The sequence below is a fragment of the Azospirillum oryzae genome (genome assembly GCF_008364795.1).
GTDB lineage: Bacteria > Pseudomonadota > Alphaproteobacteria > Azospirillales > Azospirillaceae > Azospirillum > Azospirillum oryzae.
In genome coordinates this window covers 205,906-219,160 of sequence record NZ_VTTM01000002.1, presented here as the reverse complement: position 1 = coordinate 219,160, position 13,255 = coordinate 205,906, and the positions used below count along the sequence as shown (strand labels likewise).

At 67.5% G+C, this 13,255-nt stretch carries 16 protein-coding genes and 3 tRNA genes; 9 read left to right on the top strand and 10 right to left on the bottom strand.

Annotation, left to right across the window (positions count from 1 at the left end):
* Positions 1-14 precede the first annotated feature (14 nt).
* Positions 15-2,180 (top strand): phytoene desaturase family protein, encoded by a 2,166-nt coding sequence (locus FZ938_RS07005; protein WP_149197881.1) that lies wholly within the window; start codon positions 15-17, stop codon positions 2,178-2,180.
* Between the two features lie 10 nt (positions 2,181-2,190).
* Here the strand turns inward: FZ938_RS07005 and gluQRS are convergent, their stop codons facing one another.
* Together gluQRS and FZ938_RS30470 are read right to left on the bottom strand one after the other, a co-directional pair.
* Positions 2,191-3,054 carry a tRNA glutamyl-Q(34) synthetase GluQRS gene (gluQRS, locus tag FZ938_RS07000; protein ID WP_149197880.1) on the bottom strand — a complete coding sequence of 288 codons (864 nt, stop codon included), beginning with the start codon at positions 3,052-3,054 and terminating at the stop codon, positions 2,191-2,193.
* Between the two features lie 60 nt (positions 3,055-3,114).
* A complete protein-coding gene (locus tag FZ938_RS30470; protein ID WP_014248815.1) occupies positions 3,115-3,282 on the bottom strand; it encodes a hypothetical protein in 168 nt (55 codons plus the stop codon).
* A gap of 410 nt (positions 3,283-3,692) precedes the next feature.
* On the opposite strand from FZ938_RS30470, the gene FZ938_RS06995 reads away from it, so the two are divergent.
* A complete protein-coding gene (locus FZ938_RS06995) occupies positions 3,693-4,256 on the top strand; it encodes an HNH endonuclease (protein WP_149197879.1) in 564 nt (187 codons plus the stop codon).
* A 45-nt stretch (positions 4,257-4,301) separates the two neighbouring features.
* On the opposite strand, the gene FZ938_RS06990 is transcribed toward FZ938_RS06995, so the two are convergent.
* Complete coding sequence (locus FZ938_RS06990; protein ID WP_149197878.1) at positions 4,302-4,898, bottom strand: demethoxyubiquinone hydroxylase family protein; 597 nt, start codon at positions 4,896-4,898, stop codon at positions 4,302-4,304.
* Positions 4,895-5,413, bottom strand: a complete 519-nt coding sequence (locus tag FZ938_RS06985; RefSeq protein ID WP_149197877.1) for a disulfide bond formation protein B — start codon at positions 5,411-5,413, stop codon at positions 4,895-4,897. The genes FZ938_RS06990 and FZ938_RS06985 overlap by 4 nt, the downstream gene beginning before the upstream one ends.
* A 234-nt stretch (positions 5,414-5,647) precedes the next feature.
* Between FZ938_RS06985 and FZ938_RS06980 the strand changes: the two genes are divergently transcribed.
* Positions 5,648-5,732: transfer RNA gene (locus FZ938_RS06980), tRNA-Leu, on the top strand.
* A gap of 51 nt (positions 5,733-5,783) precedes the next feature.
* On the opposite strand, the gene FZ938_RS06975 is transcribed toward FZ938_RS06980, so the two are convergent.
* A complete protein-coding gene (locus tag FZ938_RS06975; RefSeq protein WP_149197876.1) occupies positions 5,784-6,137 on the bottom strand; it encodes a carboxymuconolactone decarboxylase family protein in 354 nt (117 codons plus the stop codon).
* Between the two features lie 175 nt (positions 6,138-6,312).
* On the opposite strand from FZ938_RS06975, the gene FZ938_RS06970 reads away from it, so the two are divergent.
* The 3 genes from FZ938_RS06970 to FZ938_RS06960 all read left to right on the top strand — a co-directional run bounded on the left by FZ938_RS06970 (position 6,313) and on the right by FZ938_RS06960 (position 7,199).
* The gene (locus FZ938_RS06970) at positions 6,313-6,696 is read left to right on the top strand and encodes a rhodanese-like domain-containing protein (protein WP_149197875.1); all 384 of its coding nucleotides are present in this window, start codon (positions 6,313-6,315) and stop codon (positions 6,694-6,696) included.
* Between the two features lie 90 nt (positions 6,697-6,786).
* Positions 6,787-7,017: a hypothetical protein gene (locus tag FZ938_RS06965; RefSeq protein WP_149197874.1), complete on the top strand. Its 231-nt coding sequence runs from the start codon at positions 6,787-6,789 to the stop codon at positions 7,015-7,017.
* Positions 7,018-7,028: 11 nt separating this feature from the next.
* Complete coding sequence (locus FZ938_RS06960) at positions 7,029-7,199, top strand: hypothetical protein (RefSeq protein ID WP_211101042.1); 171 nt, start codon at positions 7,029-7,031, stop codon at positions 7,197-7,199.
* A gap of 124 nt (positions 7,200-7,323) precedes the next feature.
* Here the strand turns inward: FZ938_RS06960 and FZ938_RS06955 are convergent.
* Positions 7,324-7,408 (bottom strand) — tRNA-Leu (locus FZ938_RS06955).
* Positions 7,409-7,662: 254 nt separating this feature from the next.
* On the opposite strand from FZ938_RS06955, the gene FZ938_RS30465 reads away from it, so the two are divergent.
* On the top strand, positions 7,663-7,836 hold the full coding sequence (locus tag FZ938_RS30465; RefSeq protein ID WP_174757217.1) for a hypothetical protein: 174 nt from the start codon (positions 7,663-7,665) through the stop codon (positions 7,834-7,836).
* Here FZ938_RS30465 and FZ938_RS06950 read toward each other — a convergent pair whose 3' ends face one another.
* Both FZ938_RS06950 and FZ938_RS06945 read right to left on the bottom strand, forming a co-directional pair.
* Entirely contained in the window at positions 7,837-8,082 is a 246-nt protein-coding gene (locus tag FZ938_RS06950) for a hypothetical protein (protein WP_109152243.1), read from the bottom strand.
* A 105-nt stretch (positions 8,083-8,187) separates the two neighbouring features.
* Entirely contained in the window at positions 8,188-8,988 is an 801-nt protein-coding gene (locus FZ938_RS06945) for a competence/damage-inducible protein A (RefSeq protein WP_149197872.1), read from the bottom strand.
* 66 nt (positions 8,989-9,054) lie between these two features.
* Between FZ938_RS06945 and sfsA the strand changes: the two genes are divergently transcribed.
* Positions 9,055-9,792 carry a DNA/RNA nuclease SfsA gene (gene sfsA / locus FZ938_RS06940; RefSeq protein WP_149198589.1) on the top strand — a complete coding sequence of 246 codons (738 nt, stop codon included), beginning with the start codon at positions 9,055-9,057 and terminating at the stop codon, positions 9,790-9,792.
* A 58-nt stretch (positions 9,793-9,850) separates the two neighbouring features.
* The gene (map, locus tag FZ938_RS06935; RefSeq protein ID WP_149197871.1) at positions 9,851-10,660 is read left to right on the top strand and encodes a type I methionyl aminopeptidase; all 810 of its coding nucleotides are present in this window, start codon (positions 9,851-9,853) and stop codon (positions 10,658-10,660) included.
* 172 nt (positions 10,661-10,832) lie between these two features.
* Here map and FZ938_RS06930 read toward each other — a convergent pair.
* Positions 10,833-10,907, bottom strand: a tRNA-Thr gene (locus FZ938_RS06930).
* Positions 10,908-11,010: 103 nt separating this feature from the next.
* On the bottom strand, positions 11,011-12,927 hold the full coding sequence (recQ, locus tag FZ938_RS06925) for a DNA helicase RecQ (RefSeq protein WP_149197870.1): 1,917 nt from the start codon (positions 12,925-12,927) through the stop codon (positions 11,011-11,013).
* Between the last annotated feature and the right edge of the window lie 328 nt (positions 12,928-13,255).

Below are 13,255 nucleotides of genomic sequence, written 5' to 3'. Positions count from 1 at the left end.
AAGGCACCATTCCGATGAGCACCCTCCGCAAACTTCCCATCGCACTTCGCATCCTGCTGGGATTTTCCCCATGGCTGCTGTTCGGCGCCGTCCTGCCGCTCGCCGGACTGTTGCCGGCCTCGCTGACGGCGCTGGCGGCCAGTCTCGCCCTCTGCGTCCTCGACCGGCTGCGCGGCTCCTACAAGGCGCCGGAACTGGTCGCCGCCGCCTTCTTCGCCGCCCTGCCGCTCTGCGCACCGCTGGGCTGGGACTGGCCGGTCCACAATCTGGGCTTCGTCATCCATCTGGCGCTGTCGGCCATGGCCTTCGGCAGCATCGCCGTCGGCAGCCCCTTCACCCTGCAATATGCCCGCGACGACTGGCCCCGCGAGTATTGGCACCTGCCGCAGTTCGTCGCCGTCAACCGGCTGATGACGGCGGTGTGGGGCGTGCTGTTCCTGGTCGGCGGGCTCGGCTTCGCCGCCCTGCCCGGCTGGGAAGCCCCGCTCTCCATCGGCGCCAGCGCGCTGGGCATGGTCGCCAACCGGCTGCTGCCGACCTGGCTGGTCACGATGGGAATGCGCCGCCGGCTCAGCGAATTCGACCCGCACCCCTGGCCGGCTCCGGCGATCCTGAACCGGACGCGCACCGCCCCCAGTGAACGCGACGTGGTGGTGGTCGGCTCCGGCATCGGCGGGCTGACGGCGGCGGCGCTGCTGGCGCGGGCCGGGGCGCGGGTCACGGTTCTGGAGGCGCATGACCGCCCCGGCGGCTTCTGCACCAGTTGGACGGTCAAGGCCCGCAACCGCGGCGAAGCGGGGGCCGATCCCTTCCGCTACGTCTTCGATGCCGGCGTCCACGACATCAGCGGCGCCCAACCCGGCGGCCCGGTCGATCATCTGCTGCGTACGCTCGGCGTCCGCGACCGGGTGGAGTGGCAACCGGTGAATCGCGGCGTGGTGATGAACGGCAAGTTGCTCCAACTGGCCGATGATGCCGACGGACTGGCAACCCAGATCGCCGCCGACCACCCGCCCAGCGCCACCGGCGCCGCCGCCTTCCTGGCGGAGATGCGGGCGATCCATGACGAGATGTATCGCGGCTGCGCCGAGCGCGGCCTGCCCAACATTCCCGATTCGGTGGCGGCGATGCGCCGCTACGTGGCGGACTGTCCGCATGCCTTCCGCTGGATGAGCCGCCCCTTTCAGGAGATGCTGGACCACTACATCCCCGACCGCGCCGGCCAGCGCCTGCTGACCGTGCTGACCGGCTATCTCAGCGACCGGGCGGAACTGCTGACCGCCGGCCAGATGGCGCCGATCTTCGGCTACTGGTTCTCCGGCGGCCGCTATCCCGCCGGCGGGTCGCAGGCGCTGGCCGACGCGCTGGCCCAGTCGATCCGCGCCGACGGCGGCGAAGTCCGCCTTCGCACCCCCGTCAGCCGCATTCTGATCGAAAACGGCCGCGCCGCCGGGGTGGAAACCGCTGATGGCCGTGTCATCCGCGCCCCCGCCGTGATCTCCAACGCCGACGTGCGGCGGACCATGCTGGAACTGGTGGGGGCGGAGCATCTGCCGGCCGCCTACGCCGCCCGCTGCGCGGCGCTGCGTCCCTCGACCTCCGCCTTCATGGTCACGCTGGGGCTGGACATCGTCCCCGACCTGCCGGCGATGACCTTCCTGCCGTCCGATGGCGCCGGATTCGGCATGGCCATCTCTGTCCCCTCCACCCACGACCGCAGCCTTGCCCCCGCCGGCCACGCCGCGGTGAGCCTGCTTCGGCTGGCCCCGGCCGATGCCGGCTGGAACCGCGCCGACCCCGCCTACAAGGCACGCAAGCGGGCGGAGGGCGACGCGATGATCGCCGCCGCCGCCCGCCTGATCCCCGACCTTGAGCGTCACATCACCACCCGGCAGGAGGCCAGCGCCGCCACCTTCGCCCGCTATGCCCACACCAGCGACGGTAGCATCTACGGCATTGCCCCAGACCACAAACGGCTGACCCGCCGCAGCCCGATCCCCGGCCTGTGCCTGACCGGCGCCGGCGTCTTTCCCGGTCCCGGCGTCGAGGCCTGCGTCATCTCCGGTCGGCTGGCGGCCGAAGCCCTGCTGGGCAAGGAGAGCCTGACGCCGGATGCCCTGCGCGGCCCCGCCGGGCAGGCCGTCCGCTCCCCCGCCCTGCCGGTGGCGCAGATGGGGTGAGCCCTGGTATTCAAGTCCGGTCCGGAAACCCCGCCAACGCCCGCACCTCGGCCGGGCTGCGGCCTTCGTCGCGGAGCGAGCGCAGAGACTGGGCGCGGTCACGCTTGGCCAGCCGTTCGCCCGCCGCGTTCCGCAGCAGGCCGTGATGGTGATGGTCCGGCGGATCGTAGCCCAGCAGCGCCTGCAGCAGCCGGTGCAGGTGGGTGGCGAAGAACAGGTCCTCGCCGCGGGTGACCAGGGTCACGCCCTGCAGATGGTCGTCGACGGTGACGCTGAGATGATAGCTGGTCGGCGTGTCCTTGCGCGCCAGCACCACGTCGCCCAGCAGTTCCGGCGTCGCATCCTGCCAGCCCCGCGCCCGGTCGTGCCAGCGCAGCGGCCCGGTCAGCCGCCGGGCGGCCTCCACGTCGAGTCGCAGCGCCCAGCTGTCGCCACGACCGATCCGCTCCGCGCGCTCATCGGCCGACCGATGACGGCAGGTGCCGGGATAAAGCGGCCCGTCCGGGCCATGAGGCGCCGCACCGGCCCGCGCGATCTCGGCGGCGATGTCCTTGCGGGTGCAGAAACAGGGATAGAGCACGCCCAGCGACCCGAGCCGGGCCAGCGCTGCGCGGAAATCGTCGAAATGATCGGACTGCCGCCGGATCGGGCCGTCCCAGTCGAGACCGAGCCACGCCAGATCCTCGATCAGGTCGCGCTCGTACTCGGGGCGGCAGCGGTTGGGATCGATGTCCTCGATCCGCAACAGGAAGCGGCCGGCGACGCTACGGGCGGCGCTGCGGGCGGTGGTCCAGCCGAACAGCGCGGAATGGGCATGGCCCAGATGCAGGTGCCCGGTGGGGCTGGGGGCGAAGCGGGTGACGAGATCGCTCATCCCCGCCTTATAGCGGATCGCGCGCCGGACCGGGCGGCGGATCTGTCGGGAAGGCGGGACTTAAATATAAGGATTGTCGCGGATCGGCTCGACCGGGATCTCCTCGCCTTCCAGATACAGCGCCAGACGGCGACGCAGTTCGCGGTCGAACGCGTCGATGCGGATCTGGCGCTCACGCTCCTCGCGTTCACGGCGCTTCTGGGCGAGGTCGATGATGACGGCGGTCATGGCGGACTTTCCTCGGGGTCGCTTCCGGCCGGTTCGAACCGGCGGGATCAGCTTGGATCAACGAGACCCACCATGGCGCCGTCATGGTTAACGAGGGGTAAGCGTGCAAGGGAAGCGGCCGGACTTTCTGCCGATATCGTTGTCGATGTCACAGCCCCCGCGCGAAGGTCCGGATGGCGGTCTGCCGCCTTTCCGGGCATGTCCACAGTGCAAAAAAGGTTACACATCGGTGAAGAAATTCGGCCGCACCGGGTCAAGATGTTGAGTCCGGCCCCTTGATCCACTATGTATTTGGTTGTCCCGGATCGGCGATCCGGCCGCCGGGGCGGAGCATAGACGCCCCCGCGCACAAGCCGCACCCGTGTCGCGTGCCGGGATCCAGACAACGGTTTCAGATAAGGGAGTGGCCATTGGCTCCACCACCCGATCACTGTCCGGCTCTGGTGCTGAACGCGGATTTCCGCCCGCTCAGTTACTTCCCCTTGTCGCTATGGTCCTGGCAGGAAGCGGTCAAGGCGGTCTTTCTGGAACGGGTCAACATCGTATCGCACTATGACCGGGTCGTCCGATCCCCAAGTTTCGAAGTCCGGTTGCCCAGCGTCATCTCGCTGAAAGAGTTCATCCCGGCCACGCGCCGCCCGGCCTTCACCCGCTTCAACGTCTTCCTGCGCGACCGCTTCACCTGCCAGTATTGCGGCCGCCCCTTCCCCACCCACGATCTGACCTTCGACCATGTGATTCCGCGGTCCCGCGGCGGTCGGACGACGTGGGAAAACGTCATAACATCCTGTTCGGCCTGCAACCTGGCGAAGGGCGACCGCCTTCCCCACGTCTGCGGCATGATCCCCCTCAGTCCGCCCTTCCAGCCCAGTGCCTACGAGCTGCAAGAGAACGGACGCGCCTTCCCGCCAAACTTCCTCCATGAAAGTTGGCGGGATTTTCTTTATTGGGACTCGGAATTGGACCCGACGTAGCGCAGTGCGGATGGGGGGACGGTATCGCCCCCCTGCGCCCGCCCGCTACACCCTCTCGGCCACCCAGATCACCGCCCGGGTGCCGGCCTTGATCGCCGCCGACAGGATCGGATAGCCCGCCGCGCGCTCCGCCTCGTTCCGCAGCCCGATGTCGCGGTGCTCGACCTCCTCCGCCTGGAACTTGCGGATGCTGTCGGACAGTTCCTGCTCCTCGGGACCGAGATGCTTCAGCTGCGCCTCGTAATGCTCCTCGATCACCTCTTCCACCGCGACGGTGCAGGCCATCGCCGCGCGCTCGCCAAGGATCGCCGTGCCGGCGCCCAGCAGGAAGCCGGTGACGTGCCACAGGGGCTGCAGCAGGGTCGGCCGCACCCGGCGCCGGTTCAGCTGCTTTTCGAAATATTCCAGATGGACCAGTTCCTGCTCCGCCATGTGGCGCAGGGTCTTGCCGTGGCGCCCCTTGCCCATGACGGCGATCTGGCCCTCATAGATGCGCTTGGCGCCATATTCGCCGGCATGGTCGACGCGGACGATGCGGGCCAGCCGCTCGCGCCGCGGCAAATCGCCGGGCAGCGAACCGGGCAGAGAACCGGCAACCGGGCCGGAACGGGAAACAGCGGTGGCAGACGTCGTTTCACTCACAATGCGGTCCTCGACACCGGGGTGCGGGTGTAGGCGATGCGTGCCGCGACGAAGGCGTAGGCCGCCAGCGCCAGCGAGATCACCACGTTGTAACCCGCCATTGAGATCCCGAACAGCGACCACGCCACTTCGTCACAGCGGGTGACCGGGGCGGCCATCACCTGGGCGCGCAACGCCTCCAGCGAATTGGCCGGCGCCGACCCGCCGCAGGACGAGGTGCCGGCCCACCAATGCTGCTCCACCCCGACATGATAGGCGGCGATGCCGGCACCGGCCAGCAGGGCCAGCCCGCTCACCACCAGCAACGCGTCGCCCAGCCCCTTCCAGCGGCGGAACAGCCAGGTCACCAGCCCAAGCACCATCACCGCCACATAGGGCCAGCGCTGCAGGATGCACAGCACGCAAGGTTGGTAATCCAGCACGAACTGGAAGAACAGGGCCGACAGCAGCACCCCGGCGCTGGCCAGCGCCAGCAGCAGGGCGGCCACGCGGGGATCGTCGAAGACGCGGGACATGAGGGGCTTGGTCGTCATGTCCGACAAGGTAGCGCGTACTGGGCCGTTCGGCCAGCCGTCCGCGACACCCGCGGCGCTCCTGCGACGGCATGGCAGGGGCCACGACCGGCACGGGGAATAAGCGGCACCGCAGCGGCGTCCTCAACGCTTGGCGATGTCCGGACGGGGTTGCCCGGACGCCCCGTTCTTTTGCACTTTCCGTTTCCGGACTGTTGCGTTAGAAGAGGCGTCGCTGCGGGCGTGGTGAAATTGGTAGACGCGCCGGACTCAAAATCCGGTTCCGCAAGGAGTGTCGGTTCGAGTCCGACCGCCCGCACCACCCGATCCCCAAACTCGGGATCGCGCTTTCCGGCCGGATCAAGTCTTTCGATCAGCCGGCCACCTTTTCGGTGAACTGGTCGAACGCCTCGACCGCCTGGGCGGCATACATCACCGACGGCCCGGCGCCCATATAGACCGCCATCCCCATCGTCTCCATCACCTCGTCGCGACTCGCCCCCTGCTTCATCGCCGCTTCGGCATGGAACGCGACACAGCCGTCGCAACGGATCGCCACCGCGATGGCAAGCGCGATCAGCTCCTTGGTCTTGGTGTCCAGCGCATTCGCCTTCAGCGCCGCCTGGGCCATTCCGGAAAAGGCCTTCATGACGTCGGGCGCACCGCCGCGCAGTTCACGGATGGCACCGGACAGCTCACCGGTCATCTGCGGCCAGTTCTTATGCATGGTGGTCTCCTGTTCTTGAAAGGCGCCCGCCCGACCATCTTTGCCCAGGCGGCACCGCCATTCATTGACAATAAATTAGAATATACTAATCTATAGGTCAAGAGCCGTCCGCGGGCGCCTCCCCGCCCGCACCATCCCCACCAGTCGCCCCAAGAATTTGGAAGGACCAAGAATCATGTCGCTGTGCTCGCTTTTCCGCCGCCTGATTCCCGCGGCACCCTCGGATGGCCAGAGCGGCGCCGGCCGCATCCAGCAGATCGACGCGGCGACCGCGATCCAATGGCAGTCCAAGGGCGAGGCGGTGATCGTCGACGTCCGCGAACCGCACGAACACGCCGCCGGCCATATCCCCGGCGCCATCCTGAACCCGCTGTCGCGGTTCGACCCGTCGCGCGTCCCGACCGATCCGGGCAAGCATCTGGTCTTCCATTGCCAGGGCGGCATGCGCTGCGGTCCGGCCGCCGAACGCATGATGGCCGCCGGCCACACCGGCACCATCAACCGCCTGCGCGGCGGTTTCGCCGCCTGGGTCAATGCCGGCGGAAAGGTGGAGCGCTGAGTGGAAGGCGGGCTCGCCAAAGCCGCTGGTCTGCGCGTAGCCGGGGACGTATGAATCCTACCGCCGCAGGCAAAAAGCAGAGACCAGCGCATGAAGCCCGCCTCCCCCCCGACCGCCCCCCCGACCGCCCCCTCGTCGATCATGGTCGATGAAGCCGCCCCGCAGAGCTTCACCCTGACGGTGATGTTCGACGGCCGGCGCTTCGACTGCGGCAGCTACATCAGCCGTACAGCCGCGATGCAGGCCGGCCGCCTGTTCCTCCAGCGCAAGGAGGGCGAGGCGGCCAACGGCCGGACCAAGCGGAAGCCGGGCAAGAAATGATGCCCGACAGGATGCCGAACGACGACCGCCCCCGCATGGCCGCCAATCTCGGCGCCGCCATCGCCATCATGATTGTCCTCGTGCTGGGATATTGGCTGATGGACGCCTTGATGCGGCAGTCGAAGACCGAAGACTGCCTGCTGGCCCACCGCCGAACCTGCGGCCCGGTCGAGGCGCGGTGAACAACCGCCGGTGCGGAAGTCTCGCACGGGTGGGACCTGGGTGGGTTCCCGACCGCTCCACGCCCGTCGGGACGGTCCCACATCGGTCAGGAAGACCGGCCAGGAAAGCCATCGATCAGCAAGATGGTGCGGGCGGCGGGACTCGAACCCGCATACCTTAGGGTGAGGGATTTTAAGTCCCTTGCGTCTACCGGTTTCGCCACGCCCGCGCCCCGGACTCTGCCATCGCAATCCAGCCCATGCGACCGGATCCGTACGGCAAAGCTCATGTCCACGGAGCGGTCCCGCGCTGCCCGCGCAGATTGCATACCTCGATATGCAACGCACCGTTCCGTGGTCATGACTTAGACAATCGCGGGGCTGCGGGTCAAGAGGCCTTCGCAATACCGCAGGCATTCCCATATCGAAGGAAGCGCAACTGTGAGACAGGCCCGGAACAGGGCCGGAAATGGAAGGAGGCGGCGTGAGCGAGACGCAATGGATGTCGCTGGTGGCGCTGCTGATGGTCGCGGTCCTGGTGGTGCCGGCCGCCCTTCGCCGGAACCGCGGAGTCGTGCTGCGCAATGCCGCGCTCTGGCTGGCGCTGATCGTCGCCCTGGTCTGGGTCTATAACCGATTCGGGCCGTTCGGCATCTGATTAAGGACGGGTGTCCTCGTTCATCGTCATGATGCCGATCCCCATCGACACGCTGCCGAAGGTCAGCATCAGGCCGGCATAGAGCATCACCGTGGCGGTGATGCCGTAGTCACTGTTGCCGATCAGCGTCGCCAGCTTGGCGACATCGAACCACAAGAGACCGGTCGCCAGCACCACGGCGCCGACAATGCCGGCGAACAGGTGGCGGAGAAGAAACAGCAGCGCTGCTTTCTCGAAGCTCTTCATGGCGGGACTCCCGCGGCAAAGCTGATTTGGATGACAGTTTGTTGATGTAGGACCGAATCGGTCCGGGACAATCGACCCACCGACATACCAGCGGTCATAGTCCGACTACCCTTTCGTACCAACCGTGACGGTGGGCGTGCCGCCCAGACGGCGGACGATCTCCGCCAACTCGTCGGTGGCGGCCGCCAACTCCTGCTCGTCGGTGCCGCGCAGGACCAGGCTGACCCCGAAGAAGCCGGCGCGGAAGTAAGGATAGCTGCCGATCTCCAGGTCCGGATGGCGGTCCTGCAGAGCCGACAGCTCGGCGGCGATCACACCCTCGGCCAGCTCGCAGGCCACCGTGCGGGCATGCAGCGCCGGCCCGCCGGCCAGCCGCGGCAAAATGCCGTCCAGCATCGCCCGCATGATGTTGGGCACGCCGGCCATGACGAAGACGTTGCCGATTTGGAAGCCCGGCGCCTGGCTGATCGGGTTGTCGATCAGGATGCCGCCGGCCGGGACGTTGGCCATGCGCAGCCGCGCCTCGTTCAACTGGCCGGCGGCGTAATGGCGCTCCAGCCGGGCGACCGCCTCCGGATTGCGCTCCAATGCCACGCCGAAGGCCTTGGCGACGCAGGCGGCGGTGATGTCGTCGTGGGTCGGGCCGATACCACCGGTGGTGAAGACGTAGGTATAGCGGGCGCGCAGCGCGTTGACCGCGGCGACGACCTCCTCCTCCACGTCCGGCACCACGCGGGCCTCGCGCAGCCGCACGCCGATCTCCGTCAGCTTCTCGGCGATGTGGCCCAGATTGGCGTCCTTGGTGCGGCCCGACAGGATCTCGTTGCCGATCACCAGGACGGCGGCAGTGGGATTTGCGGCGGTCGGGTTCACGGCAACCGGGCTTTCTGCGGTCTCGGACGTCATGGCGGTGCGGGGCTCCGTGGAACGCTCTTGTCGAGCGGGAAGGCCAAGGGTAGCGTCGCGGCCAAGATGCGCTTTCCCACCCCCCTTCTTCAAGGCCGCCTGATCCGCCGCTACAAGCGGTTTCTCGCCGACGTCCTGCTGGACGGGGTGGAGGTGACGGCGCATGTCCCAAATTCCGGCAGCATGATCGGGCTGGACATTCCCGGCTCCGCCGTCTGGCTTTCGCGCTCCGACAACCCCAACCGCAAGCTGGCCTACACGCTGGAACTGGTGGAGGCCGCCACCCCCTGGGGCGAGGGGCTGGTCGGCGTCAACACCGGCCACCCGAACGCGCTGGTCGCCGCCGCCATCGCTGCCGGCACCATCCCGGAACTTGCCGGCTACGACCGGCTGCGGCGCGAGGTGAAATACGGCCGCAACAGCCGCATTGATGTACTTCTGGAGGACGACCCGGCCAAGCCCGGCGCCCGCCCACCGACCTACGTCGAGGTCAAGAACGTCCACCTCCGCCGCCCCGACGGCCCCCATGCAGACGCCGCCGAATTCCCGGATTGCGTCACCGCCCGCGGCGCCAAGCATCTGCAGGAGATGGCGGCGATGGTGGCCCAGGGCTGCCGCGCGGTCATGCTCTACCTTGTCCAGCGCGGCGATTGTTCCCATTTCCGCACGGCGGCCGATCTCGATCCGGCCTATCATGACGGTCTGCGCCGCGCGCTGGATTCGGGGGTGGAGGCGCTGTGTTGGTCTTGCGCGATCACGCCCGAATCGATTGAATTGGACCGGCCGCTGCCGATCCGGCTTTAGGGCTCTGCCGCGGGCTTCGGCATCCGGCTTTTGGTTACTTGGCATAGGGGCTTTCGTCTTGGAACAGGATCACGTCGAATCCAACCGCGTCCGCCTTCATGGTCCGGAGGGATTCGAAGGCATGCGCAAGGCCGGCCGTCTGGCCGCGCTGGCACTGGACTACATCGTCCCCTATGTGCAGCCGGGCGTCACCACGGGCGAGCTCGACCGCCTGCTGGAGCAGTTCATCCGCGACCATGGTGGCATCCCCGCCCCGCTGGGCTATCGCGGCTTCCCGCGCGCCAACTGCATATCAGTCAACCATGTCGTCTGCCATGGCATCCCCGGCGACAAGCGGCTGGTCGACGGCGACATCCTGAACATCGACGTCACGCCGATCGTCGACGGCTGGTACGGCGACAGCAGCCGCATGTATCTGTGCGGCGACGTCGGCGTGAAGGCGCGCAAGCTGGTCGACGTCACCTATGACGCGCTGATGATCGGCATCGCCGCGGTGAAGCCGGGCGCCACGCTGGGCGACATCGGCCACGCCATCCAGAGCTTCGCCGAATCCCATCGCTTCTCGGTGGTCCGCGATTTCTGCGGTCACGGCGTCGGCCGCGTCTTCCACGAACCGCCGTCGGTCCTGCATTACGGCAAACCGGGCGAGGGTCTGGTGCTGAAGGAAGGCATGATCTTCACCATCGAGCCGATGATCAACACCGGTCGTCCCGACGTGAAGATCCTGGGCGACGGCTGGACCGCCGTGACCAAGGACAAGTCGCTGTCCGCCCAGTTCGAGCACTCCATCGGCGTGACGGCCGACGGTGCGGAGATCTTCACCCTGTCGCCGGCGGGGTACACGAAGCCGCCTTACGCGGTGGAGTGAGGGCGGGGGATAGTTTCGGCTGAGTAGCGGGCGCCGTGTCGGGAGATGCGGCGCCCGAGTTGTTTATGGCGGCGGCCAAGCACTCGATTGACCATCGCCGCAACGGACGACGCCGGAACAGCCCTGAAACGATCAAGGGCCCGGCAATTGCTTGCCGAGCCCTTGAAGAAACTGGTGCCGCAACAGGGATTTGAACCCCGGACCTACTGATTACGAATCAGTTGCTCTACCCCTGAGCTACTGCGGCGTCGTTGTGGCGCGGAACATAGCGAGGTGCTTCGCGAGATGCAAGCGGTGAATTTCGGAAAAATCGGCCGCTCCTCCTCAAGCCTGCCATGCGCCCGAAAGCCTCATCCGTGCTGCCGGATCACCTCCAGGAAGGCGTCGGCGTAGCGTTCCAGCTTACGTCCGCCGACCCCCGGCAGATGGGCGAAGGCGGCGTGGTCGCGCGGGCGCTGGGCCACCATTTCCAACAGCGTGCTGTCGTGGAAGATCACGTAGGGCGGCACGCTCTGCGCCTTGGCCAGCGCCGTCCGGCAGTCCTTCAGCGCGTGCCACAGCGCATCGTCGGCCGCCGACAACGCACCGCGGGCGCCCGAGCGCGACACGCCCTCCCCGCTCAAGCTTCCACCCCGCGCGGTGTGGCGGCGCAGCGCGTCATGGACGCCGCGGCGGCGCTCCAGCACCGGGTCCTTGCGCAGCTTCACCACCCGCTGCCCCTTGATGACGGCGACCCCGGCATCGGTCAGGCGGAAGCCGCCATAGCCCTCCAGATCGACGGTCAACAGTCCGGTCGCCACCAGCTGGCGGTAGACCGACTGCCATTCGACCTTGGTCAAATCCTTGCCGACGGCGAAGGTCTTCAGCTGGTCATGGTTCTGCTGCACCACCTTCTCGGTGGCATTGCCGACCAGCACGTCGATCAGGTGACCGGCACCGTAACGCTGACCGGTGCGGTAGACCGCCGACAATGCCTTCTGCGCGGCGATGGTGCCGTCCCAGGTCTCGACCGGGTCCAGGCAGGTGTCGCAGTTGCCGCAGGGCTCCGGCAGCGTCTCGTTGAAATAGTTCAGCAGCACCTGACGGCGGCAGTCCGGCGTCTCGCAGAAGCCGAGCAGGGCCTCCAGCTTGCCGCGCTCCACCCGGCGGTGGCTGTCGCCGGCTTCCGACTGCTCCAGCATCTGGCGCAGCATCACCACGTCGGCCATGCCGTAGGCCATCCAGGCATTGGCGGGCAGGCCGTCGCGGCCGGCGCGGCCGGTCTCCTGGTAATAGGCTTCCAGGCTCTTGGGCGGGTCGAGGTGGCAGACGAAGCGGACGTTCGGCTTATCGATGCCCATGCCGAAGGCCACCGTGGCGACCATCACCAGACCCTCGCTCTTGATGAAGCGGTCCTGGTTGGCCTCGCGCACCTCGGCGGGCAGCCCGGCATGGTAGGGCAGAGCCTCGCGGCCTTGGCTGTTCAGCCAGGCCGCGACATCCTCCACCTTGTTGCGCGACATGCAATAGATGATACCGGCGTCTTCCGGGTGGTTCTCGCGCAGGAAGGCCAGCATCTGCTGGCGCTCGCTCTTCTTCGGCACCACGCGATATGTGATGTTTGGCCGATCGAAGCTGGACAGGAAGACGCGGGCGTCGGTCAGCCCCAGCTTGTCCTTGATCTCGGCGCGGGTCTGCACGTCGGCCGTCGCGGTCAGCGCGATGCGCGGCACCATCGGGTGGCGTTCGTGCAGGATCGACAGCTGCAGATACTCGGGGCGGAAATCATGCCCCCACTGCGACACGCAATGCGCCTCGTCCAGCGCAAACAGCGCCAGCCTGGTGCGGTCGAGCAGATCGAGGAAGCGCGGCGTCACCAGCCGTTCCGGCGCGACATAGACGAGGTCGATCTCGCCCTGCACCATGGCCCGCTCCACCTCCCGCGCCTCCGCCGGCCCGAGGGAGGAGTTGAGGAAGGCGGCGCGCACGCCAAGCTCCCGCAGCGCCGTCACTTGATCGCGCATCAGGGCGATCAGCGGTGAGACCACCACCGTCACGCCGTCGCGCACCAGTGCCGGGATCTGGTAGCACAGCGACTTGCCGCCGCCGGTCGGCATCAGCACCAGCGCGTCGCCACCGCGCACCACATGGTCGATGATGTCGGCCTGCTGGCCGCGGAAGGAGTCGTAGCCGAACACCGTCCGCAGCGCGTCGAGCGCCGTGGCCGGCCGTTGACCGGGGGCATCGTCCGACGCACCCGGGTTGCTGTAGGAAAACAACGAATCCACGCCGATGCGGTTCAGGAAAGTGGTGCCGGAGATCCGGCTTGTCGTCTCAACGCCCCATCATGTCGCACAGATCGCCCCCGGGGCAAAGCCGCAAAGGATCACGCCTGGGAACAAAGGTCGGACAGCCGTTGGCACCACCACACATTGGTGTGAAAAGGTAGCGCCCGCTCATCGTCCGCGTGTAAACTGAAAACGGCGGATGGAATAGGCCATCCGCCGTTTCAGAGAGGAAGGTGGCATGAAGAAGATGCCCTTCTTCCTGGTGCTCCAGTGGCGGCGATGGCGGATAGAAATCCGTCTGATCCGTCGCTAAGCACCGGGAGCGTGC